We start from the raw sequence: 22,082 nt of genomic DNA on the forward strand, positions 1-22,082 counted from the left end.
TCCTCCAGGGTGTTGGGGGTGAGGTTCAGCAGCTCGTCGCCGGGGCGGTGAAGGATGACCTTCTTGAGCTCGCCGATCTCGCTCTTGACGTTTACTCCTTGCATAAAAGCTCTCCTATCTTGGTAGCGGATAGAACTTTTCGCCAGCCACAGAAGATCTCAAGCGCCCTGAAGTTGTTGCCCCAAGTCGTATCAAGGTCTGTTGTGTTTGGACAAGGCCAACTTTGCCACAACTTGTGGTGGGCTTCAGGAAACAGGAGGTTTGGTTGTCGCGGCGGTATCGAGATGACATCAAGCTGTCACTTAAAGCTGAGTTCAAAAGTCTTCTTTTGCCCTGAGCGTTTCACTTTGAGATCATCTTATTGATCAACGATGAGGCGTTTCATCTGGAAAAGGAGCGGGCACTGTTGTGCATCTGGGCATCGAGGGCCACCCAGGGCGCCTCCCCCTCCCAATGTCGATCCCGTAGAAAAGGCGATAGCGCGCCGTTTTCGTTCTGCTATAATCTACGGCGCCGTTTTCGAAGGCAGAACGTCTTCGGAAGACGGGGTTTGCCCCCTGTTTATGCTGGGGCAGATTTCGTCCCTCGCAGGGGCGCAGGCGGGCTTTGCCCTGCGCCGCGATGGGCGACATGTTGAAGCGTCGGGATGTGGCGCAGTCTGGTAGCGCGCCTGCTTTGGGAGCAGGATGTCGCAGGTTCGAATCCTGTCATCCCGACCATTTCCCTATTCCCCTTTTACTCCTTCGCCTCACGCAGCAACATTGTCAGATTTTGCGCAAATCGCACGATAGCGGTGCATCGGCCCGCACTAACCTACCCGTTCATGCAGTTGGAGCGAAATTATCCTGTGCTAAACTGTCGGGCATGGCAGATGGGCGGACATATCAGATCAAGGTTTACGACACACCGTTGGCGCAGTTTCAGTTTGAGAAAACGCTGACAGGATTTCGTGCGCGCAACCTTGAGGTTGACGAGAATCTCGCTCACTTGCTGCCCCTGAACATCATGCAATCCCCCGACGACGTTGAGCTTGCACGTTTTCTCAACAGTCGCCGCATTCCGAAAGGACGCGCCTACCTCGAAGAGGTGCTTCGGCCCTACGGGCTGTCCTCCAACGACACCAAGGGAATCATCGACTTGTCGCGCGGCGTATCCGTCAACGATGCGTACTCCGTCGTCCCCGTCGAAGATGATATCCCCTGGAGCGACTACAACCTTTTCGACAACGACTTCGATGAGGTGCTGCAGGTTATCGCCTACACGGGCGCCATTCCCGAAGGCGTTGTGGGAACGGGCCGCCCCTCGGATTTGACGCCTTCGGGAGCCTTCCCCAAAACGTGGCGCAAAATTGACGGTGAGCTGATTCTGTACAAGGCGGGCTCGGTCATGGCCGCCCCCCATTACGGGCGCGAGCCCTATTCGGAAGCCCTTGCCTGGCAAGTCGCGCAAGCGGGCATGTTCAACGCGGTGCCCTACCATCTGGAAGAATGGCATGACAAGCTGTGCTCGACGTGCGCGCTCTTCAACACAGCCGACGTCTCGTTTGTGCCCTTCGATTTATGCTTGCCATCAGCAACGATGCAGCTTTGCGATTTGGAACTGGCGCTGGCCTACTTCGGGGATATAAGCGAAGAAGCAGCTGATGAGCTCCGCTCGATGGCCGTCTTCGATGCGATTATCGCCAATAGCGACCGGCACACGGGAAACTTCGGCGTGCTACGCGACAACGCAACGGGGCGCGTCTTCGACATGGCGCCCATCTTCGACAACAACGTCTCACTTTTCGCACGCGATTTCGACGAGAGCCTCCAGCTGGACGCCATGCTGTCCCGTGTTGTCGAAGCTCCTGGCATTCTTGACGCTACCCTCGACAAGCAAGCCGCAGTGCTCTTGGGCGAAACGCAGCGCTCGCAACTTGAACGCTTGGAGGACTTCCGTTTCGACGGAAGCGGGTTCATCGACGAATACCGCCACACCCATCCTGCGGGTAAAACCATCGGCGAAGCGCGCCTTGTGGCGCTTGGCGAGTTCGTGCGCGCTCGCGCCCGGCAATTCCTCGCTCAGTAGCACTTGGTCGCCATAGGGCAGATTCGTCAGCACTGCAACAGAACCGTTTGGGGCCTTCGGGTTCTGCCATAATGCGGGTATGGAACGATTTCGGCTGAAAAGACTGTGGCTTTTAGTGCCCGGCGCGGTGGCGCTGGTGCTGACGTGGCTTGCTCAGGGAAACCCGGGGGCGGCCGATGCTATGTTCAGCCGGGGCATCTACCCGTGGATTTCCTCGGCCTGGGGCTTTCTGCCGTCGCTGGCACCGTTTTCGGTAGCGCAGTGGGCGGTAGTCGCGTTTCTGGTTTTCTGCATTGGATGGCTTGCCTTCTACGTTATCGCTTTCGTGCGCGGCAAAGGCGAGCGCGGGCTCGTGGTTTGGAAGGCGCTCGCGACGCTTCTGGCCGTCGTCTCGGTTGGCTACTTCACCTTTGCGCTCATGTGCGGGCTGAACTACTATCGGCACACCTTCGCGGAAGAGGCCGGCTTCACCTTGCAGGAATCGACCACCGATGAGCTGACGACGCTCTGCGAGAGCCTGGCCGAAAACGTGAACGAGACGCGGGATGAAGTTGCCGAGGCCGTCGAGGGCCCTGACAGCGCGAGCAAGGCAGACGGCGTCGCCAACGCGCAGGTGCCCGACGTCTACGCCGAATCCCGCGGCGGCTTCTGGACGTACTCCCACGAAACCGTGGCGAACATGCAGGTGCTGGCCGAGAAGTACCCGGCGCTTTCGCGCCCGCTGTACTCCCCGCCCAAGCCCGTGCTTTTCTCCGAGCTTTTGAGCTATGCCGACATCGCCGGCATGTACTTCCCCTTCACCGTAGAGTCGAACATCAACACCGACGGACCGTTCTTCACCATTCCGGCCACCATGGGCCACGAGATGGCCCACCAGTGCGGTTTCATGCGCGAAGACGAGGCGAACTTTATCGGCTACCTCGTCTGCAAGGACGCCGCCGACCCGCTGACGCGCTACAGCGGCTACTCGCTTGCCTACGACTACGCCATCGGAGCGCTGAACCGCGTCGACCACGAGCGTGCGGTCGCCATCAACGACAGGCTGTCCGAAGCCGTGAAGGCCGATCGCCGGGCCCGCTCGGAATACCTGGAGCAATTCGAAGGGCCCGTGGCTGAAGCATCAAACGCCGCGAACAACGCCTACCTGAAAGCCAACCAGCAAACCGACGGCACCCGCAGCTACGGCCGCATGGTAGACCTGCTGCTCGCCGAGCAGCGTGCCCGATAACATCGAAGCACTTAGAAGTGTCTATTAGCGTTTTTAGCAACTTTAGCGTTTTTAGCAACTTTAGCGTTTTTAGCAACTTTAGCGTTTTTAGTCAGCGCTACCAACGAAGAAGTTCTTGACTCGAAAAGGCGAAGCGGTACCTACTGTTGTCGAGCGCGGTAGAGGCCGTATTCGAGGGAATCGACGAGGGCGTTCCACGAGGCTTCGATGACGTTTTCGGAGACACCGACCGAGCCCCAGGTGTCGCGACCGTTGGTGGTGGTGATGGTCACGCGGGTGATGGCGTCGGTACCCTGGCTCTCGTCCAGCAGACGCACCTTGTAGTCGGTCAGCTCAAGTGCGGCCACCTGCGGATAGGACGGCGCGATGGCCAGGCGCAGCGCCGCATCCAAAGCGCCCACGGGGCCGGTGCTCTCACCGGTGGCCACGAAGCGCTCCTTCCCCACGTGAATCTTCACCGTGGCCTCGGACAGCGCATCCTTCGCCAGGGCGCCGGTATCCTCGCGGTCGTCCACGATGACGCGGAAGCTCTCCAACGTGAACGAGGGCTCGTACAGGCCAAGATGGCGCATGAGCAGAAGCGCCAGCGACCCGTCGGCCACCTCGTAGGTGAAGCCGGCCGCCTCGCGCTCCTTAATGCCGTCGAGCACCGCCTGCACATCGATTCCCGCCGCCTCCAAATCGAACCCGAGGAAGGCCGCCTTCTGCAACAGGGACGCCTTGCCCGCCAGCTCGCTCACGAGCATGCGGTTTGCGTTGCCCACCGCATCGGGCCTCACGTGCTCGTAGGCCTCGGGGAACCGCGCGATGGCGCTCGCGTGCAAGCCGCCCTTGTGGGCGAAGGCGCTCGCACCGGTATAGGGATGGTGGGCCGATACCGACATATTGCACAGCTCGGCCACGTACTGAGACACGCTTGTGAGCTGCGCCAGGCTGCGCTCCCCTACGCACACGTCCCCCATCTTCAGCTCCAAATCGGCGATGACCGTGAGCAGATCGGCGTTGCCGACGCGCTCGCCGATGCCGTTCACCGTGCCCTGCACCTGGCTCGCCCCGCCGCGCACGGCGGCGAGCGTGTTGGCAACGGCGCATCCCGAATCGTTGTGGCAGTGGATGCCGAAGCTCGCATCGGGAAACGCCACGGCGGCCGCCGCGACAATTTCCTCCACTTCGAAGGGCAGCGCGCCGCCGTTGGTCTCGCAGAGGTCCACCGAAGCCGCGCCGGCCTCGAGGGCGGCGCCGATGCAGGCAAGGGCGTAGTCGGGGTTGGCCTTGTAGCCGTCGAAGAAGTGCTCGGCGTCGAACACCACGCGCCGCCCGGCGGCGGCCAGATAGGCCACCGAGTCGGCAATCATGCGCAGGTTCTCGTCAAGGGTCGTTTGCAGGGCCCGTTCCACCTGGGCGTCCCAAGTCTTCCCCACGATGGTCACCACCGGCGCCCCGCAGGCGAGCAAGTCGGCCAACCCCGCGTCCTCGGCGGCGGCGACCCCCTTCTTGCACGTGGAACCGAACGCGGCGATCTGCGCGTGGCGCAAATCCATAGCCGCCACGTTCCGGAAAAAGGCCACGTCTTTGGGGTTCGACGCAGGAAAGCCGCCCTCTATGAAATCGATGCCGAACTCGTCGAGGCGCCGTACAATGGCGAGCTTGTCCTCGAGCGAAAGCGTCACGCCCTCGCACTGCTCCCCATCTCGCAACGTCGTATCGTAGGTGTAGATGTGCCTGCCCATGGCGACTCCCTTCGCTTGGCGAAATCGCAACCATTATAGGGCAACGAGCCATCAAGCCCTTTCTGCGAGCACGACTCTTCGATGCTTGTCTATAATGATGGGCTCTGCCACGAGCCGTGATATGGGAGGGGACCATGGCAACCGGAACCGCACATCTAAACGCCGACGAGAAGCGCCGTTTCGCTCTAGCCTCTCTGGGCTTTGCGCTGTTCTACGCGGTATGCGTCTCTTTCTTCTACTCCACATCGCTCCTAGGACGCGAAGGTTTTGACGTACAGCATTTCGACAACGTGCTCAATCCGACCATGTTTGTCGTAGCCGCTATCTTTTCAGCTCTTGCCGGACGAGCGGCCGCAACCCGCCAGAAAATCTTCGCTTATGCCGGATACGTGCTTCTTGCGGCGGCGCTATGCTTCGCTCTCTGGCACGCATCCGCCGCGCCGGCCGCTTCGCTCTTCGGGATTGCAGCTTTTTGCGCAGGCGCGGGCATGAGCCTAACCGCGCCCTTCTTCTTCGCTTCGCTCGCGGCGTTCCCCCGACGCTTAATCGCCCTCGCTTGCGGCATCATGGCTCTTCTCGGCATGCTCCTCGACATCGGGTGGAGCCTTCTGCCTGCGACGTTTTCGCTCATCGCGCAGCTCGCGGTCTTAGGCGCGTCGGCCTTCTGCCTGAAAGCGTCCACGAACATCAGTTTCGCCCGCGCGCCAAAATCGAGCGAGTCGTCTCCCGCCTCCACGAGGATGGACGCGCGGAGCTTCCTCAACACCTTTCTTGTTTCAGGTGTGGGCACATTCGCTTTGTCCATTGCTTACGGCGTCATAGACATCGCAGCCAGCGGGGCGGGTTCTTCGGTTGAATTCACTACCGGTATTTCGAAATTCGGCGGCGTCTTCGCAGCTATCGCCTTTACGCTCTATTTCGCTGCAGCGAAGCAGTCGTCCGCAACCATGCTATTCAACGTTGTCTTCGGCTTCCTCGCTGCTGCCATGCTTTTTCTTCCGTTTCTTCCTGCAGCCTACGCCGTGGCGCTCAACTCGCTCATTGCCGCTGGCTGGAAGCTCGTCATGCTCTCGCTTTTCTACCTCGTTGTCATCACTTTTGCGCACAATCGCACTCGGCTGCTATCTTCCATTGCTTTGGCCTACGCCCTTCCACGCTTCGGCCTTTTCCTCGGCATGAATATCGCAATTGCCTTCCAGATAGACGGAAGCGCAGATTTCGTCCGCACGACAGCAGTGGCTTTCTTCCTCCTCTACATCATCTTGATGGCCGCTTGGCTCGTAAATGCCCACGAAAGACGCAAGGCCCTTAAAGAAGCAAAAGCCGCTTATGAGCAGCTCGGCCGCTATGCGCAAAATCAGGGGGACCTCAAGAAAACGCGCTGCCAAGATTTGTCTGCGGAATATGGGCTCACCGATCGCGAAGCCGGTATCTTGCTCCTGCTCGCCCAAGGACGTGATGCAGCCTTTATCAGCGAGCATCTCTTCCTGTCCCGCAACACGGTCAAGAGCTACCAAAAGAGCATCTACGCTAAACTCGGCGTCCATTCCAAACAAGAAATTATCGATCTCGCAAGCTCTCTTCCTGTTCGCTAGGTCAAGCCTCTATTTCACGTTTCTCCTGGTCGGACACCCCACCAAAAGGGGGGTATTGGCAAAACCCTCCCAAAGCGGGGTGCATCCAGAGCACCTTTCCTCTACGGTGGTGTCACCGAAAGCAATCGGAGCCATCACAAAGATGAGAAGGAGAGATTCATGAAGGAAACAACAGAAACCGTATCCCGCCGTTCGTTTGTCGCAGGGGCAGCCGCTGCTGGCGCCTTGGCCGCTCTTGGCTTGAGCGGATGCGCCCCTAAGAGCACCCAGGAAAAGGAACTTGCGGCTTCGGGAAATCAAGGAAGCGAGCTGAATTGGGATGAGGAGTGCGAAGTGCTCGTCGTCGGAAGCGGATACGCCGGACTCGCTGCAGCGCTTGAGGCCAAGTCCGCAGGAGCGGATGTCAAGATTATCGAGAAGATGAACCGCATTGGGGGCAACTCCGCCTTCGCTGCGGGAGATATGGCCGTCTGCGGCTCCAGCGTGCAAGAGCGCGAGGGCATCAGCGACTCCATCGATGCCTTTGTGGAGGACATGCTCATTGCCGGGCTTTACCTGAACGACAAGGACAAGTGCCGACTCATCGCAGAGAAGTCCAACGAGACGTGGGAGTGGTCCAATGAAATGGGCGCCACGTGGGATCAGGACGAAAACGGGGAGCCCTACCTGTACCCTTATGGAGGCCATTCCATCATGCGCACCATCTGCCAGGGGGTCGGCGGCGGATCGAACGTAACCACCCCGCTTGCCGCGAAGCTAGGCGAAATGGGCGTCGAAGTTGAAACAGAGCGCATGTTGACGGAGCTAGTCCAGGATGAAAGCGGTCGAGTAGTCGGCGCCAAAGTGCGCGAGGGCGCCATCGATAACGACCCCGAAAGCGGCAAACCACTCGCCATACACGCATCGCGCGCCGTCGTGCTGGCCACGGGCGGATTTGGTCGCGATTTGGAATTTCGCATGGCCCAGGACCCGCGCTTGAACGACACGGTCGATTGCACCAACCAGGAAGGCGCTACCGCGGAGTCGCTCAAAGCCTCTGTTGCGGCCGGCGCTATGGCCGTGCACACCGACTGGATCCAGCTACTCCCCTTCATGAGCCCCGACGAGCAGGGTTACGGCGTTGCCGCCTTCTATACCGATGGGCAGGCCAGCTATGCCCCCACGCTTTGTAAAGCCACAGGAAAGCGCATTGTCAACGAACTCACCGATCGCAAGCGCTACGCTGACGCCATTCTGGAAACCGGAGAGCCCTGCATTCAAATTACTTGCAACAAGGCACTTTACGGCACAGGGCTCCAGAACGCCATTGACGCGGGCATAACCCACGAGTTCAGCACTCTTGAAGAAGCTGCCGAGTTCTACGACATGCCGGCCGACGCTGTCGTTGAGGAGATTGCACGCTACAACACCTTCGTCAAGGATAAGGTTGATGCCGATTTCGAAAAGCCTATTCCCGATGACGCGCAGCCCATCGACGAGGCCCCGTACTACGGTGTCCGCCTTTGGCCCAAAGTGCACCATTGCATGGGTGGTGTCAAGACGGACCTGGACTGCCATGTTCTGGACATGAACTTGTCCCCTATTCTCGGCCTGTTCGCCGCCGGAGAGGCCGCAGGCGGCGTTCACGGCGCATGTCGCCTAGGCTCCTGCGCAACTACCGACTGCCTCGTCAATGGCCGTATCGCCGGCCAGAATGCCGCCGCAGAGCCGATTGACTAAGACCCCCTAACGACTTCTAGCCCTCCCCATGCCCCATGCGCCGCAAGTGCATGGGGCATTATACTTTCCGCTTCTTCGGCGCCGGGTCGGTAAGACCCTCTATGACGCCGTGAGAGACCAGAGCGCCTCGATGGCCTTCGCATAGGACATGGCCTCCACCGCCTGAAGAAGGTCATCCTAAAGCTCGCGCCGGCACAAAGCAAAAGGCCTCTGCTTGACAGTTCAGCCAAAACCGGCGGAGGGACACGCCGAGCCCGAAGATCGCAGCATAGAATGACTGAGAAAGCGCCCTGGATGCAGGCGATGGCGTAAACCCACGGCGATAAGGAGACATGCGGTGAAACTCGTTCCCGTGAAGCAGGCGCAGGCGAAGCTCTTCAACGCCCGGGCCGACAAGGGGCTGCAATCACTAACCCTGCTCACATTCAAAAAGGACCGCTCCCTCACGCTCAAGCGGGACGAGGGCGGTGAAGGCTGGACACTCGCAGAAGACGGATTCCTCACCGAGAGCACGGCCGTGCCCGCAGGTGCGGCTGGCAAGCGCCTGCTGAAAAACGCGTTCAACCGCGAGTTTCCCCGCAGCGCCAACGCCTATCTGACCGAAGTGCGCCGAAGCGCCTAATCGATCACATCAGCAGCCCCAACCAGCATCTTCGCGTAGGGAGACGCCGGCCAACTCGCCCAGCTAAGCGAGAACCTTCTCGAAGGCGATGCGCATAGCGCCGGCCTCCGGACCCTCCGTCAACGTGATGTCGCCGCAGAAAGTGAAGCCGAACTTCTCCGCCGCACGGCGCATGGGAGCGTTGTCGCTGTGGGTGTCGATGCGCACCGAGACCATGCCGTCAGCGGCAGCTTTCTCGCAGGCGAAGGCGAAGAGCTCACCGATGATGCCCCGACCCCGGCAGGCCGGGTCCACGGCGCACCGGTGAATAGTGGCATAGGGGCCGTCGGTCAGCCACGTCCCCTCCAGAGTTTCGTAGGCCGCCTCGGACTCATCGGCATAGCGGAACACGGCCACGACGCGGCCTTCGTCCAAGCCGACGTAGGCCATGCCGGCGGCCACATCGGCCTCCCACGTGCCCCGGTCGGGATAGCCGCACTGCCACTGGTCGATGCCCATGGCGGCCATGTTCGCGCAAGCCTGATCTGTTATGGCGGTCACGGCATCCACATGCTCGGCCTGCGCGACGACGATTTCCATAAGAGCCTCCCTTGGAATGTATCGAAGAGATATTCAAAAAACTTTCTCACTTGTAGGTACTCACTGAATCACCCAATACCCCCTGGTGCCTCCTTCACGCACGATGTAGCTTTTATCACGAAGAGAGCTTAACGTCCTCTCGGCTTGCCGCTTGCTTATGCCAAGACTCTCAGATATAGCCTGCGCGCTGGCCTTGGGATTCTCCTCAATGATCCTCAAGGCATTCGCCTCGGTCTTGCTCAGAACAGTAATGGCATCTCGAATGCTATTGCCGACATCATTACCGACATCATTACCGACATTGCCGACGGGCCCAATTGCGAGCGGCAGGAAAATGCTCGACCGCTCGGGGTTCACACGCTCGCTAAGTACGGGTCTTCCGTAGCCGGCGGAAGTCCACTTCTTCACCATGTCGGGGATGCCACCACCAGCGCGCTCGCCGATGTTGATGAGCGTGAACATCTTCATCATCGTCTCGTTGCGCGGGTCGGAATTGCCGCCGATGTAGGCGTCCTTCAGGCCAACGCGAAAGCCGCCAGGGTTGGAGAAGTGCAGTCCGTCTTCCTTCCAGAGGAAGACCACGCCGCGCCGCTCGTTGTAGTCCGCGTTCGTGAGGCAGTTCGCGATGGCCTCGCGCAGAGCATCGTGCGCCTCGGTCTCGTCGATGCGCTCGCTGTTCTCGTCCAGCTTGAAGGGAACGTTAATGGCCTGCTTCATGTTGTTGAAGACGCGCCGGAAGAAATCGAAGACGTTCCCCGACCAGCTGTCGTCCTGGGAGGTGATCCGAGCCTGCCACCTCTCGTCAACGCCAAGCTCCTGGCGGTAGTCCAGAAAGTAATGCGGGAACTCCGCCATGATCCGCCATTCCTCGCCGAACATGAGCAGGCCGGCACTCGTCGGGTGAACCGCGCCGTCACTTCCGACCTTTGCCGCGCCTATCCGGCAAAGGAACTCCTCATCGGGCAGCTCGGTCCACACATGGGCGCTATGATGAAGCTCGTAGCTTCTGCGGTACGAGCCGATCGTCTCCGCCGACAAGTCGGCTACCGTCAGATTCTCGTGGACGCGAGTGTCGACGGATTCGTCCGAGGCATCCCGGTACATCGCCTGAATCTCGTTTACGGCACAGCGGTAATCGCCCTTGTGGTCGCGCCGATATGTTCCCGTGACGGGGTTGCCGTTCACATACACCGGTCTCAAGCGCCTGCCAGCGCGCGGCACCTCGATGACGATCAGCTCCTTGCCATCGACGCCCTCGATGCGGACATCCCTGTCGGACGTTACGCAATAAGACAGCTTATCGGGGCTGTGCGCGGCATTCCAGAAATCGTCGAGCATCTTGTCCGCATCGCCAAGGCCCGCAATTTCCAAGGTACCGTCTTTGCGCTCCTTGGCCCCAAGCACAATGACTCCGCCTTCGGTGTTGGCGAAAGCGGAAACCGTCTCCCAGACACTTCTCGGCAGGCCTCCTTGGGCGGCCTTGGCCTCGAAACGATTGTTCTCCTTATAGGTTTCAAGCTGAGCGAAATCCATATAGCAACCCTTCTCCGTCTTTCACATTCTAGCGTCCGACATCGCGTCCCGAAACCGTCTATTTCCGAAAATGGAATACTGCCGCAACGGGGCAACTTCCCCCGGCACCATGCCTTTCCGCTTGCATGGCATCACCACATCGAGCGGTTCGGGCCTGTCGTTGCGCTTCGACCTCCTTGCCGTATCCTCGCCTTGGCGGTCCTCTGCGTTAACTGCCAGGGACTACAATCAGCCCCTCCCCTTCTTCAGCGCTCTGTAGCCGACGAGCTGGACGGTCAGGAAGTCGCGTAGCGATTCCTCGTAGGACGAAACAGGGTAGCCCGTCTCCGTACAGGCGGCACGCTGTATGGGAAGCGGGTGGGTTGCGGGATAGAGGCCGGAAACGTAGTTCGACAGATCGAAGAGGAACCCCGCCGCGTCATCTGCATTACCGAACAGGCCGCATGCGACGAGCAGGCCCGACCCCTCGGCCATCATGGCGATGATCTCGCGCTTGCACTCGATAAGACATTCCAAGCTCACATTGGTCTCTATGATGCTCGCGAGAAGCGCCCCGAGCCTCCCGAAGTTCCTATGTGAGGAGAGCATCGACGCCAGCACGGCAGCAGCATCTTTGAGGCCGTCTGCGGAAGACGCATCCAGAGTCGTCGGATCGATCCCCCTCATGTCTTCCAGAATTTCCCCCAGGGACCGAATGTACAGAAGCAGGAGGATCTCCTCCTTCGATTTGACGTAGTGCGACAAGTTGGCGCGCGAGTAGCCCACCCTCTCGGCTATGGCGCTGAGCGTGACGTCGTGGTACGACCCCCTATCCAGGATGGATTCCGTCGCATCCAGAATGTCGTCAAGCCTTTGGTCCTTCTGCTCCTGCGTCCGCGCGCGTCGATACATCTGGTCCCCCTCGGCCACCCTCGCCTCTGTTCCTTGTTGACAAGTTGCACCTTGCAACTTATATTTTAGTTACATCGTGCAACTAATTCTACGCAAGGAGCGACTGCCGTGCAATTCAGAACCGATGCCAAAAACGGAAACGAGCTGTCGGCACTGGGCTTCGGCTGCATGAGATTCCCGTCCACAGCGGGACGCATCGACATAGACGCATCCGAGCGCCTTATCGTCGAAGCCGTTGAGCGAGGCATCAACTACCTCGACACGGCCTACCTGTACAGCGGAAACGAGGCTGCCCTCGGAGAAATATTCGCACGAAACCCCGGCCTGCGAGACAAGGTGCACATCGCCACCAAACTGCCCATGGCAAGATGCGAGGCGGCGACGGATTTCGACAAGTACTTGGAGCGCTCCCTCGAGAGGCTGAGCGCCGACCATATCGACTACTACCTCGTCCACAACGTAACGAGCGCGGCAGCATGGAGCCAGCTGAGCTCCCTGGGTTTCGAAGAGTGGGTGAAGGAGCAGAAGGAAGTGCGCCGCATCTTGAATGTGGGCTTCTCCTACCATGGGCCGAAAGCCGACTTCCCCCTGCTGCTCGACTCCTTCGACTGGGACTTCTGTCAGATCCAGTACAACTACATGAACGAGGAATACCAGGCAGGCACGGCCGGTCTGATGGCAGCGGCGCAGCGCGGCCTTCCCGTTATCGTCATGGAGCCTCTCCTGGGAGGCAAGTTGGCAGGAGAGCTGCCAACCGCGGCGCGAAGCATCCTCTCCGACGCCGGCATCGGCGACGATCCGGCAAGGCTCGCCCTTCGCTGGGTGTGGAACCACCCGGAAGTGACCGTTGTGCTGTCGGGCATGAACACGCAGGAGCAGCTGCTGCAGAACATCGAGACGGCCGACGAGGCGTTTCCGGGATCGTTCGACAGCGCCGAGGCCATGGCCGTGGAGAAGGCGCGGGAGAATATCGCGAAGAGCTATCGGGTCCCCTGCACGGGATGCGGGTACTGCCTGCCTTGCCCCAAGGGGGTGAACATCCCCATGTGCTTCGCCGCGTACAACACATCCTTCGCCCATGGCTGGTACCAGGGCATGCACCAGTACATCACGGCATCGGGGGCCATGGTGGGCAATGCGCGTTTCGCAAGCGACTGCGTCGGGTGCGGGGCCTGCCTCGGGAAATGCCCTCAGCACATCGATATCCCGAACGAGCTGGCGTCGGTGAAAAAACGTCTTCAGGTTCCCGGCCTTCCGACCCTGGTGCGGCTCGGCGTAGGGATGATGAGCCGTTAGCGCGATGACAGGAGCAAACAAGCTCATCGAGCCGTGAGCCTTCTTCGACCCGAGGTCTCGGCCGCTTAATGGATTATTCATCGGAATTGCGTCGAAGGATGAGGCAATTAGGGTATAATCCCTTCTGCTTTTGCGGGCGTAGTTCATTGGTAGAACCTCAGCCTTCCAAGCTGATGAGGCGGGTTCGATTCCCGTCGCCCGCTCCACGAAACACCACGGCCCCGCCATTGACGGGGCCGTTCTTCTTCCATCGATGCGCCGCAGCGGACTACTCTTCGTCCATCTCCTCAATCTGGTCGGCGATTGTCGTCTTCAGCGCGTCCATCAGGGGAAGGTACTCTCGCTTGATAAGGTTGCAGTAATGCTCCTGGTTCACACTCATATAGTCATGGGTGCTCAGATTCCGGTTCTTGAGCATGGCCAGCCAGAGCTCTTGATCGGAGATAAGCCCCACCGCCCCCGATTGCTTGACAACATCGCGAGGAGAAGGCTTCACGTCGGCGAGCCCGTAGAACTCGGAAAGCGAGTCCTTCATGAGCTTCCAAGCGATATCGAATAGGCTGTTGAACGCGTAGATGATTGCGGCACCATCGCGCTTGCGGTACTCGGGCATCTCGTCGATGAACTCGTTCGTGTCGGCGAGAAGGCGCAAGAGCGACTTGAATCGGTCACGCAATGCTAACCCAGGCATTTTCGATTCCTCTCTCGTAGGGAAGCGTGAGGTCGACAAGGTCGATTGGGAAGATCGTGTCCAAGGACTCCACCTCTTCTTCGATCGCATCAAAGTCGTCGCTCAGAACCGCCACGTCGATGTCACTGCCGCAGCGTGCCCTTTGCCGGGCCTGGGAGCCGAAGAGCCACGCCCGCGAGTCGCGCGTCCGGCAGATATCGGCGACCGCCCTCACGGTTTCATCTACGGTGGTGAGAATCGTTGACGGTCGCATTGCTATGTCGCAGTACTCGTACATGGCGCATTCGCTCTCAAAGAAAGAGCCGGGGAGGCACCCCGGCTCGAACCATTTCTGGTGCGCCCAGTAGGAATCGAACCTACAACCTACGGATTAGAAGTCCGTTGCTCTATCCGTTGAGCCATGGGCGCAAGCGTCGAGCCATCTCGACAGTCAGCCCATTATAGCGTAACTTCGCGAAAGGCGAAGAGGGTCATTCCGAGTCGCGTCCCTTCCCCCACTTCTCGCGCATGTAGGACCAGCGGGCGTCGCGGGCGGCTTCGATGGCGGCGAGGTCGGCCGCGTCGTCGGCGCCGAAGCGCTTCTGGCGGCGCAGATAGGGCTCGATGGGCGCGAACCGCTTGGGATTGCGGGTCAGGCGGAAGGCGCCGCCCGGCGCGCCCGTGAGCGCCGGTCCCTCGTACTCGGCCAGATACCACAGACCCGTGTCCACGATCTCACGCGCCACGTCCACCATGTCGGCCGAGGGGAAGCCCCAGCCCACGGGGCACGGCGCCATCACGTGGATGAAGCGGGTGCCCTTGATATCCCGGGCGCGCTCCACCTTCTTGATGAAGTCGTTCAGATACCCCACCGACGCCGTGGCCGCATAGGGAATGCGATGGGCCGCCACAATGTCGAACAGGCTCTTCTTACTTGTGAGGCAACCATGTTCGCGCTTGCCGGCCGGTGTTGTGGTGGTAGAGGCGCCGAAGGGCGTCAGGCTCGACTTCTGGATGCCCGTGTTCATGTAGGCCTCGTTGTCGTAGCAGATGTAGAGCACGTCGTCGTTGCGGTCGATAGCGCCCGAGAGCGCCTGCAAGCCGATGTCGGCCGTGCCGCCGTCGCCGGCGAACCCCACCACGGTGCAGTCGCCGGGCTTGATGCCCTGGGCGCGCAGCCCCGCCTCGATGCCCGAGAGCACCGCGGCCGTACCGCCGAAGGGCGTGATCATGGCGTTGTTACCGAAGGCCAGCTGCGGGAAGTTGAAGCCCGTGGCGCTCATGCAGCCGGCCGGCAGCGCAGATACCGCATGGGGCCCGAGCACCTTGAGCGCCGCTCGCACGGCCAGCGCGCCGCCGCAGCCGGGGCACGCCTTGTGGCCGTAGAAGAACTCCTCGTCGGTGATGGTGCGCACGTTCACGCTCATCGGTCGCCCCCTTCCACGCCGTCCACATCCAGGAACACGACGGGGTTCGCGACTGCGTCGCCTTCCCCTGCCGCCAGGGCCGCCAGGCGCCCGTACATCCCGCGCATTTGGGCGCGGGAAATGTCGGCGCCACCCAGGCCTCCGATGAAGTTCAGCGCCGGCGGAACCGAGCCCGTGCGGGCCAGCGCGCTCATCACGTTCGCGAACACCGTGCCCTCGAAGCCGAAGGAGATGTCCTGCTCCAGCACGCCCACCGCGAGCACGCCCGCCAGGGCCCGGGCCACCTGGCGCGCCGGCATGGGCCGCAGGTAGCGGATGCGCAGAAGCCCCGCCCGTGTGCCGGCGGCGCGCAGCTCGTCCACCACGTCGCGGGCAAGTCCCGCCACCGAGCCCAAGGTGACCAGCACGACATCGGCGTCCTCGGTGCGGTAGGCCTCCACCATACCCGGGTAGGTGCGGCCGCACACCTCGGCGAAGCGCGCCTCCACCTCGCCGATCACCGCCTCGGCGGCCAGCATGTCGCGATGGTGCCAGTACTGATAGTGGCTGTTGTAGTCGGGACCTGCCGAGTACCCGATGCTCACCGGGCGCTCGAAGCTGAACCGGTTCTCCGTGGCGTAGGGCGGCAGGAAGGCGTCGGCCTCATCGGCAGTGGGAATCTCCACCGACTCATAGGTGTGGGTGAGCGCGAAGCCGTCCACGTTCACCATGACGGGCAGGCTCACCCGCGCGTCCTCGGCAACCGCGTAGGCCATGAGCGCCAGATCGAGCGCCTCCTGGTTGTCCTGGGCGTACACCTGGATCCAGCCGTGATCAAGCAGCGACAGCGAGTCGCGCTGATCGCCGTAGATGTTCCACGGCAGCGCAAGGGCGCGGTTCGCGTTCATCATCACGATGGGGAACCGCCCGCCCGAGGCGTAGGTGAGGCACTCGGCCATGTACAGCAGGCCCTGGGACGAGGTAGCCGTGAACGTACGCGCGCCCGTGGCCGCGGCGCCGATGGCAGCCGCCAGCGCCGTGTGCTCGCTTTCCACGTGCAGGTACTCGGCAGTCAGGCTCCCCTCCTCCACCATGGAGGCCAGCGCCTCAACCACAGTGGTCTGGGGCGTGATGGGATAGGCGGAAATCACCTGGGGCCGCGCCAGGCGCACACCCTCGGCGAAAGCCTCGTTGCCCGAGAGGAACTTCCTCATGCGGCACCTCCTTCCGACGCATTGGGGCCTTCGGGCATCTCGATTCGCTCAGACAGTCCTCGCTTGGGGGAACAGGACGTTGCGTCCTGTTCCCGTCGCTGCGGAACTCGCTCGGTCGAGACGCCCGAAGGCCCCTCCACCGTCTCCTCGGCCGCCTGCTCGTCCACCATAGCGATGCAGGGCACGGGACACACCTTCGCGCACACGCCGCAGCCCTTGCAGAAATCGTAGTCCACCGCCAGCGACGTGAGCGTGCCCTCATCGTCGCGCACCTTGAAGACGGTGCCGTCGGGGCAGTACATATAGCAGCTCAGGCACAGCGTGCACTGCGCAGCATCGATGACGGGGCGCACGCTGCGCCAACCGGCGTTCACCGAGGTGAGGTGCCCCGCCTCAAAGCAGGTGGAGCGGGCGAACCGCTCGGGCGCGGAGGCCAGGCCGTCGCGCAGATACGGGGTGAAGTCGCGACTCACAGCGCACCCCCTCCTTCCCCTTCCAGAAGCACGGCGGCGGCCAGGTCGAACAGCCCTGTGCCCGACTCCCCCGCGCGCTCGCCCAAACCGCCCACGTGCGGCAGGCCATCACGCGAGGAAAGCTCCTCGAAGGCCGCATCCACGATGGCGATGTTACGCTCGTGCAGTTTCTCCGGCATAGTGGCGCGGATACCCTCGTGCACGTCGTGCAGGCTCACGGCATCGCAGAGCGCAGGGATCGCACCGAGAAGCACCGTGTTGGGAATGGGCCGCCCCAGCACCGCGGCCGAGATGCCGTCGGCGTCGATGGCCACCACGCGCGGGTCGTCGGCGCCGTGACGGCTGTTCAGCAGCATGAGACCGCCCGGGGCCAGTTCTGCATCCCATCCCTCGGCAAGCAGCGTCTCGTCCAGGTACACCAGAAGCTGGGCGCGGGCCACCGCGCTGCGGTCGCCGATGGGCTCGTGAGATATCTTGGTGAACGCGCGCATGGGGGCGCCCCGCCGCTCGGGCCCGAACGTGGGAAAGGCGAGCGCGCACTTCCCGGCCGACAGCGCCGCCGCGGCCCCCAGGCACCGGGCCGCGGTAAAGGCCCCCTGCCCACCGCGCGCATGCCAAATGACTTCCAACATGATGGTTCCTTACGTGAAACGAAAAAGGGACGGGCCTCTCGCCCGTCCCCTCATTATACCTGTCGCCACCTCACTGGCAGCATCGCTACTCCCTATCGGTTGGCGTAGTAGTCCAAGCTGCGCGCGAGGTGGCTGACGAAGCGCTCGCCCATCACCGACAGCTCGCGGTTGTCGGCGGTCACGTAGCCCAGGTGCAGCTTGATGTCGGTCTCCAGCGGAATGGTGGTAAGGGCGCTGCCGTCGGTGATACCCACCAGAATGCCGCTCGTCACCGTGTAGCCGTTGATGGCCATGATGAGCTCGGTCAGCGACGCGCGGTCGGTGCAGGCCACCTTCTTGGCGCGCGGCACCTCCGACAGAGCCTCCTCGAAAAACGCGATGGGCGCGTCCTCGCCCTGGTCGAAGTACACGTAGGGGTAGTCGGCCAACTGCTCGAGCGTGAGGCTCTTCGCGTTCACGAAGGGGTGGCTCGCCGGCAGCGCCACCAGGGGCGCCGACACGGCCAGCTCGTGGAAGGCCAGGCCCGCCTCGGCCAAAGCCGCGTTCAGCGCGTCCTCGGTCGCGGAGGTCTGCATGATGACGCCCAGCTCGGACGCGCCCGAGGCCACGTCGTCGATAACGCCCTGGGTGGTGCGGTCCAGAAGCGCGTAGGAGTAGGCGTCGCCGCCCGCCGCAAGGATGGTGTGGGCGAAGGACTGCACGTCGAACAGGTAGTGCTGCCCGGAGATGGAGAAGTCGTAAGAGGTCATGTAGGTTCCCTTCTTCGGTGGGATCTCTTCATTTCGAATGGTACGCGATAGCCGGGCGGAACGGCGCCCGCCCGGCCTGGAATTTGCGAATCTGTCGCCTTACTTCGCGCTGGCGCGCTCGTCGATGAAGCGGCTGGCCTTGTGCTCGGAAGAGGTGCCGAGCTTCCCGGCGTCGTACACGATCACGCGGGCCGGCTTCACGCCGGTGTGGGCCTTCAGGGCCGCCGTCACGCGGGCCGCCACGGCGTCGAAGGGCTCATCAGATCCCTGGGCGCGCTCCACGGATACCTCGTAGCGCGTGGAGAAGTTCTCGTCGCACACACGGATGAGGTACTCGCCGGTGAGTCCCTCCTCGGCGCGCACCACATACTCAACATCGGAGGGGAACACGTTCACGGCGCCCACGATGAACATCTCGTCCTTGCGGCCGGTGATGTGGATGCGGCCGAGGGTGCGCCCGCAGGAGCACTTCTCCGTGGAGAAGTACCCGATGTCGCCGGTGCGGAAGCGGATCATGGGGCGGGCCTTCTTCATGAGCGTGGTGTACACCAGCTCGCCCACCTCGCCGGGCGCGAGCACCTCGCCCGTGGCCGGGTCCACCGTCTCCACGAGAATCTGGTCCTCCACGATGTGCAGGCCGTCCTTCGCCTCGCACATGGCCGCGCACGCGCCGTAGATGTCGGACAGGCCGAAGAAGTCGACCACCTTGGCATCCCACAGGTTCTCGATGGCCTCGCGGGTGCTCTTGATGGAACCGCCCGGCTCGCCGGCCACGATGATGGTATGGATGGAGAAGTCGGTGCGCGGGTCGAGGCCCTTTTCCTTGATCTTCTCGCCCAAAGTCCACGCATAGGACGGGCTCGTCCAGATGATGGTGGGCTGGTACTGCTGCAGCACGAAGATGAGGCGATCGGAGGGCACCGCGCCCACCCAGATGGCCAGCGCGCCCAGACGCTGGGCGCCGATGACGTCGGGGCCGCCCACGTACAGGGCGAAGTTCAGGCCGTGCACGTAGCGGTCGGTCGGGCGCATGCCGGCCTGCCAGAACAGGCGCGCCTCGGTGTCCTGCCACAGGTCGAAGTCCTCCTGGGTAAAGGGGCTTACCGTGGGCACGCCGGTGGAGCCGGACGAGGTGGCCATGAAGATGACGTCCTCCTCGGGCACCGAGCACATCTCGCCGAAAAACGTTCCCACGTGCTGGGTCTCGCGCTCGGTCTTCTTGTCGATGAAGGGGAACTTCTCCAGGTCCTTCAGCGTCTTGATATCGGAAGGCTTCACGCCGGCCTCGTCGAAGGAGCGCTTGTAGTACACCGTGTTGTCGTAGGCGTACTGGACCATCTCCTGCAAGCGCTCGAGCTGCATGGCCTCCAGCTCGGGGCGCGGCATGCACTCGATTTCCGGATCGTAGTACTTCTGGTCGTAAGGGATGTTCTTCTTCGCCATCACTGCTCCTTGCTCGCAGGTATCGGGGATTGTTTTCGTAAGCCAGTATGAAACCAGAAGCCCGCCCCCGAGGCAAGACAAAACGGCATACGGAAAGCAGGAAGCCCGCCATCGCCGATTTCGATGACAGGCTTCATCTGGGAAAACGTAGCGACGAGGGACGCCGGGGCCGTTGGCGGCTTTCTCTGAACACCGCCTAATCCGCAGCCGTAGGCTGCCCATAAAAGCATGAAGGAGCGCAGCGCCTGAGCGAAGCGAATAGCGAAGCGAATAGCGAAGCGGGTAAGCCGACAATGGCCCCGGCGCCCCTCGCCGCGGACGGGCCCGAACCCTTGTCTAGCTGAGCGTCCCTTGAGCCGCCAGCACCGCCTGGGACATCTGGTAGGACAGCATCGCCATAAACAATAGCACGATGGTGACGACGACCTTCACCGCCACGTGCCACGTGCAGGCGCGCCGCCACATAAGCACGAGTCCCACGGGCCAGAAGATGACCAAGAAGAAGATGATCCAGAATGTCTGGTCATACCACTTCTTCTCGTCGCCGCTGCTCACGATATCGTTGGCGTTCTCGCGGGTGCGCCCCTGGCCGCGGTGGGTCCAATCGCCGTAGCTGTTGCCGCTCTCGTCCTTGAAGATGCCCATGACGTCCTCCTAGCCGAGCTTCTTCGCCAGAAGCTCGTTGATGATCTTGGGGTTGCCCTGGCCGCGCATGGCTTTCATGCACTGGCCCACGAAAAAGCCGATGAGCTTGTCGTTGCCCTCGCGGTAGCGGGCCACCTCGTCGGGGTTGGCGGCGATGACCTCGTCCACCACAGCCTCGATGGCGCCGGTGTCGGAGACCTGCTTCATGCCGCGCTCCTCCACGATGGCCTCGGGGTCTTTGTCCTCGTCCATGATGGCGGAGAACACTTCTTTGGCCTGCTTGGAGGAGATAACGTCGCCGGAAAGCAGCTTCACGAGCGCCACGGCGCGGGCGGCCGAAAGCGGCGTATCGGCAAGCGAGGCGCCCTCATGGGCGTTCAAGTAGGCTGTCACGTCGTTGATGATGAGATTCGCGAGCGGCTTGGCGAACTTGCCGCCATCAGCCTCGGCCGCGGCCAGGGCCATGCACTCGTCGAAGAAGTCGGCCGTGGCGCGGTGGTCCACCAGATGCCGCGCGTCGTAGGCAGACAGCCCGAAGTCGGCGGCGTAGCGGCGCGCCTTCTGGTCGGGCAGCTCGGGCAGCTTCGCGCGCACGCCCTCGATGAACTCGTCGGAAAGGTCGTAGGGCGCCAGGTCGGGCTCGGGGAACAGGCGGTAGTCGTCGGCCGTCTCCTTCACGCGCATGACGATGGTGCGCTTGGCGCTGGGATCCCAATGGCGCGTCTCCTGGTAGATGACGCCGCCCTCCTCCAGCACCTCGGCCTGACGGCAGATTTCGTAGGCCAGGCCGTCGTGCAGGTTCTTGAAGGAGTTCATGTTCTTCAGCTCGGTCTTGGTGCCGAAGGCCTCGGTGCCGCGGCGGCGCAGCGATACGTTGCCGTCGCAGCGCAGGGAGCCCTCTTCCATGGAGCAGTCGGAGATGCCGATGGCCAGATAGATCTGGCGCAGCTTCTGCATGAACAGGCGCGCCTCCTCGGGCGTGCGCAGATCGGGCTCGGTCACCAGCTCGATGAGCGGCGTGCCGGCGCGGTTGTAGTCCACGAGCGATTGCGTGGCGCCGGCGATGCGGCCCTCGCCGCCGCCGAGGTGCACCATCTTGCCCGCGTCCTCTTCCATATGGATGCGCGTGATGCCCACGTGGGCCACGTACCCGTCCTCGGTGCGCGTGATGTTGCCGTCACACTCGCCGGGCTTCAAATCGTCCAGGCGGTAGCGCTCGGAGGCTCCGCGGCCGTCCACGTCCAAATCCAGATGCCCGCGCATGCAGAAGGCGATGGGGCCCTGGGTGGTCTGGAAGTTCTTGGCCATGTCGGGGTACATGTAGTTCTTGCGGTAGAACATCGAGTGCTTCTCGATATCGCAGTTGGTGGCAAGACCCGCCAGCACGATGGACTCGATGGCCGCGCGGTTGGGCACGGGAAGCGCACCCGGCAGGCCGAGGCACACCGGGCAGGTATGGGTGTTGGGGGCCGCGCCGAACTCCAGCTTGCAGCCGCAGAACATCTTGGTTTCCAGCGTGGTCAGCTCGGCGTGAATCTCCAGGCCGATGACGGCCTCCCAGGTCTCGAATACCTCTTCGAGGGTCTTCAT

At 62.0% G+C, this 22,082-nt stretch carries 20 protein-coding genes and 3 tRNA genes; 8 read left to right on the forward strand and 15 right to left on the reverse strand.

The window, feature by feature from the left end; all coding sequences use genetic code 11:
* The first annotated feature begins 642 nt into the window (after positions 1 to 642).
* The 3 genes from VJ923_RS08525 (at position 643) to VJ923_RS08535 (ending at position 3,295) form a co-directional block, all read left to right on the forward strand.
* A tRNA-Pro gene (locus tag VJ923_RS08525) sits at positions 643 to 719 on the forward strand.
* A 52-nt stretch (positions 720 to 771) separates the two neighbouring features.
* Entirely contained in the window at positions 772 to 2,067 is a 1,296-nt protein-coding gene (locus VJ923_RS08530) for a hypothetical protein (RefSeq protein WP_326440518.1), read from the forward strand.
* Positions 2,068 to 2,146: 79 nt separating this feature from the next.
* Positions 2,147 to 3,295: a DUF3810 domain-containing protein gene (locus VJ923_RS08535; protein ID WP_326440520.1), complete on the forward strand. Its 1,149-nt coding sequence runs from the start codon at positions 2,147 to 2,149 to the stop codon at positions 3,293 to 3,295.
* Positions 3,296 to 3,435: 140 nt separating this feature from the next.
* Here the strand turns inward: VJ923_RS08535 and cimA are convergent, their stop codons facing one another.
* Entirely contained in the window at positions 3,436 to 5,025 is a 1,590-nt protein-coding gene (cimA, locus tag VJ923_RS08540; protein WP_326440522.1) for a citramalate synthase, read from the reverse strand.
* Between the two features lie 134 nt (positions 5,026 to 5,159).
* Here cimA and VJ923_RS08545 point away from each other — a divergent pair, with 134 nt between their 5' ends.
* The 3 genes from VJ923_RS08545 (at position 5,160) to VJ923_RS08555 (ending at position 8,961) form a co-directional block, all read left to right on the forward strand.
* The gene (locus VJ923_RS08545; protein ID WP_326440524.1) at positions 5,160 to 6,620 is read left to right on the forward strand and encodes a helix-turn-helix transcriptional regulator; all 1,461 of its coding nucleotides are present in this window, start codon (positions 5,160 to 5,162) and stop codon (positions 6,618 to 6,620) included.
* Between the two features lie 159 nt (positions 6,621 to 6,779).
* The gene (locus VJ923_RS08550) at positions 6,780 to 8,339 is read left to right on the forward strand and encodes a flavocytochrome c (protein WP_326440526.1); all 1,560 of its coding nucleotides are present in this window, start codon (positions 6,780 to 6,782) and stop codon (positions 8,337 to 8,339) included.
* A 337-nt stretch (positions 8,340 to 8,676) separates the two neighbouring features.
* Positions 8,677 to 8,961 (forward strand): hypothetical protein, encoded by a 285-nt coding sequence (locus tag VJ923_RS08555; protein ID WP_326440529.1) that lies wholly within the window; start codon positions 8,677 to 8,679, stop codon positions 8,959 to 8,961.
* A 63-nt stretch (positions 8,962 to 9,024) separates the two neighbouring features.
* On the opposite strand, the gene VJ923_RS08560 is transcribed toward VJ923_RS08555, so the two are convergent.
* The 3 genes from VJ923_RS08560 to VJ923_RS08570 form a co-directional block, all read right to left on the reverse strand.
* On the reverse strand, positions 9,025 to 9,540 hold the full coding sequence (locus tag VJ923_RS08560) for a GNAT family N-acetyltransferase (RefSeq protein ID WP_326440531.1): 516 nt from the start codon (positions 9,538 to 9,540) through the stop codon (positions 9,025 to 9,027).
* A 60-nt stretch (positions 9,541 to 9,600) separates the two neighbouring features.
* Entirely contained in the window at positions 9,601 to 11,073 is a 1,473-nt protein-coding gene (locus VJ923_RS08565) for an RNA-binding domain-containing protein (RefSeq protein ID WP_326440533.1), read from the reverse strand.
* 228 nt (positions 11,074 to 11,301) lie between these two features.
* Positions 11,302 to 11,964: a TetR family transcriptional regulator gene (locus VJ923_RS08570; protein ID WP_326440535.1), complete on the reverse strand. Its 663-nt coding sequence runs from the start codon at positions 11,962 to 11,964 to the stop codon at positions 11,302 to 11,304.
* A 108-nt stretch (positions 11,965 to 12,072) separates the two neighbouring features.
* Between VJ923_RS08570 and VJ923_RS08575 the strand changes: the two genes are divergently transcribed.
* Together VJ923_RS08575 and VJ923_RS08580 are read left to right on the forward strand one after the other, a co-directional pair.
* Positions 12,073 to 13,260, forward strand: a complete 1,188-nt coding sequence (locus tag VJ923_RS08575; RefSeq protein WP_326440537.1) for an aldo/keto reductase — start codon at positions 12,073 to 12,075, stop codon at positions 13,258 to 13,260.
* 132 nt (positions 13,261 to 13,392) lie between these two features.
* Positions 13,393 to 13,466, forward strand: a tRNA-Gly gene (locus tag VJ923_RS08580).
* A gap of 62 nt (positions 13,467 to 13,528) precedes the next feature.
* Here the strand turns inward: VJ923_RS08580 and VJ923_RS08585 are convergent.
* The 11 genes from VJ923_RS08585 to gatB form a co-directional block, all read right to left on the reverse strand.
* The gene (locus VJ923_RS08585) at positions 13,529 to 13,951 is read right to left on the reverse strand and encodes an HI0074 family nucleotidyltransferase substrate-binding subunit (RefSeq protein ID WP_326440539.1); all 423 of its coding nucleotides are present in this window, start codon (positions 13,949 to 13,951) and stop codon (positions 13,529 to 13,531) included.
* Complete coding sequence (locus VJ923_RS08590; protein ID WP_326440540.1) at positions 13,929 to 14,228, reverse strand: nucleotidyltransferase domain-containing protein; 300 nt, start codon at positions 14,226 to 14,228, stop codon at positions 13,929 to 13,931. Before VJ923_RS08590 ends, VJ923_RS08585 begins: the two co-directional genes overlap by 23 nt.
* Positions 14,229 to 14,283: 55 nt before the next feature.
* Positions 14,284 to 14,359, reverse strand: a tRNA-Arg gene (locus VJ923_RS08595).
* 62 nt (positions 14,360 to 14,421) lie between these two features.
* Entirely contained in the window at positions 14,422 to 15,357 is a 936-nt protein-coding gene (locus VJ923_RS08600) for a thiamine pyrophosphate-dependent enzyme (protein ID WP_326440542.1), read from the reverse strand.
* Positions 15,354 to 16,550 carry a pyruvate ferredoxin oxidoreductase gene (gene porA, locus VJ923_RS08605; protein ID WP_326440544.1) on the reverse strand — a complete coding sequence of 399 codons (1,197 nt, stop codon included), beginning with the start codon at positions 16,548 to 16,550 and terminating at the stop codon, positions 15,354 to 15,356. Before porA ends, VJ923_RS08600 begins: the two co-directional genes overlap by 4 nt.
* On the reverse strand, positions 16,547 to 17,023 hold the full coding sequence (locus VJ923_RS08610) for a 4Fe-4S dicluster-binding protein (RefSeq protein WP_326440545.1): 477 nt from the start codon (positions 17,021 to 17,023) through the stop codon (positions 16,547 to 16,549). Before VJ923_RS08610 ends, porA begins: the two co-directional genes overlap by 4 nt.
* Positions 17,020 to 17,655, reverse strand: a complete 636-nt coding sequence (locus VJ923_RS08615) for a 2-oxoacid:acceptor oxidoreductase family protein (RefSeq protein ID WP_326440546.1) — start codon at positions 17,653 to 17,655, stop codon at positions 17,020 to 17,022. The genes VJ923_RS08610 and VJ923_RS08615 overlap by 4 nt, the downstream gene beginning before the upstream one ends.
* Before the next feature lie 92 nt (positions 17,656 to 17,747).
* Entirely contained in the window at positions 17,748 to 18,404 is a 657-nt protein-coding gene (locus VJ923_RS08620) for a LysR substrate-binding domain-containing protein (protein ID WP_326440547.1), read from the reverse strand.
* A gap of 99 nt (positions 18,405 to 18,503) precedes the next feature.
* On the reverse strand, positions 18,504 to 19,847 hold the full coding sequence (locus tag VJ923_RS08625) for a phenylacetate--CoA ligase family protein (RefSeq protein ID WP_326440549.1): 1,344 nt from the start codon (positions 19,845 to 19,847) through the stop codon (positions 18,504 to 18,506).
* Positions 19,848 to 20,183: 336 nt separating this feature from the next.
* A complete protein-coding gene (locus VJ923_RS08630; RefSeq protein ID WP_326440551.1) occupies positions 20,184 to 20,492 on the reverse strand; it encodes a holotricin-3 in 309 nt (102 codons plus the stop codon).
* Positions 20,493 to 20,501: 9 nt separating this feature from the next.
* Positions 20,502 to 22,082, reverse strand: coding sequence for an Asp-tRNA(Asn)/Glu-tRNA(Gln) amidotransferase subunit GatB (gene gatB, locus VJ923_RS08635; RefSeq protein ID WP_326440553.1), 1,581 nt, complete (start codon positions 22,080 to 22,082; stop codon positions 20,502 to 20,504).

Source organism: Adlercreutzia shanghongiae, assembly GCF_035830635.1.
GTDB lineage: Bacteria > Actinomycetota > Coriobacteriia > Coriobacteriales > Eggerthellaceae > Adlercreutzia > Adlercreutzia shanghongiae.

Coding starts and splice junctions, on each gene's coding strand:
- VJ923_RS08535 (WP_326440520.1), top strand. CDS start 2,147: ATGGAACGATTTCGGCTGAAAAGACTGTGGCTTTTAGTGCCCGGCGCG.
- cimA (WP_326440522.1), bottom strand. CDS start 5,025: ATGGGCAGGCACATCTACACCTACGATACGACGTTGCGAGATGGGGAG.
- VJ923_RS08545 (WP_326440524.1), top strand. CDS start 5,160: ATGGCAACCGGAACCGCACATCTAAACGCCGACGAGAAGCGCCGTTTC.
- VJ923_RS08550 (WP_326440526.1), top strand. CDS start 6,780: ATGAAGGAAACAACAGAAACCGTATCCCGCCGTTCGTTTGTCGCAGGG.
- VJ923_RS08560 (WP_326440531.1), bottom strand. CDS start 9,540: ATGGAAATCGTCGTCGCGCAGGCCGAGCATGTGGATGCCGTGACCGCC.
- VJ923_RS08565 (WP_326440533.1), bottom strand. CDS start 11,073: ATGGATTTCGCTCAGCTTGAAACCTATAAGGAGAACAATCGTTTCGAG.
- VJ923_RS08570 (WP_326440535.1), bottom strand. CDS start 11,964: ATGTATCGACGCGCGCGGACGCAGGAGCAGAAGGACCAAAGGCTTGAC.
- VJ923_RS08585 (WP_326440539.1), bottom strand. CDS start 13,951: ATGCCTGGGTTAGCATTGCGTGACCGATTCAAGTCGCTCTTGCGCCTT.
- VJ923_RS08590 (WP_326440540.1), bottom strand. CDS start 14,228: ATGTACGAGTACTGCGACATAGCAATGCGACCGTCAACGATTCTCACC.
- VJ923_RS08600 (WP_326440542.1), bottom strand. CDS start 15,357: ATGAGCGTGAACGTGCGCACCATCACCGACGAGGAGTTCTTCTACGGC.
- porA (WP_326440544.1), bottom strand. CDS start 16,550: ATGAGGAAGTTCCTCTCGGGCAACGAGGCTTTCGCCGAGGGTGTGCGC.
- VJ923_RS08615 (WP_326440546.1), bottom strand. CDS start 17,655: ATGTTGGAAGTCATTTGGCATGCGCGCGGTGGGCAGGGGGCCTTTACC.
- VJ923_RS08620 (WP_326440547.1), bottom strand. CDS start 18,404: ATGACCTCTTACGACTTCTCCATCTCCGGGCAGCACTACCTGTTCGAC.
- VJ923_RS08625 (WP_326440549.1), bottom strand. CDS start 19,847: ATGGCGAAGAAGAACATCCCTTACGACCAGAAGTACTACGATCCGGAA.
- VJ923_RS08630 (WP_326440551.1), bottom strand. CDS start 20,492: ATGGGCATCTTCAAGGACGAGAGCGGCAACAGCTACGGCGATTGGACC.
- gatB (WP_326440553.1), bottom strand. CDS start 22,082: ATGAAGACCCTCGAAGAGGTATTCGAGACCTGGGAGGCCGTCATCGGC.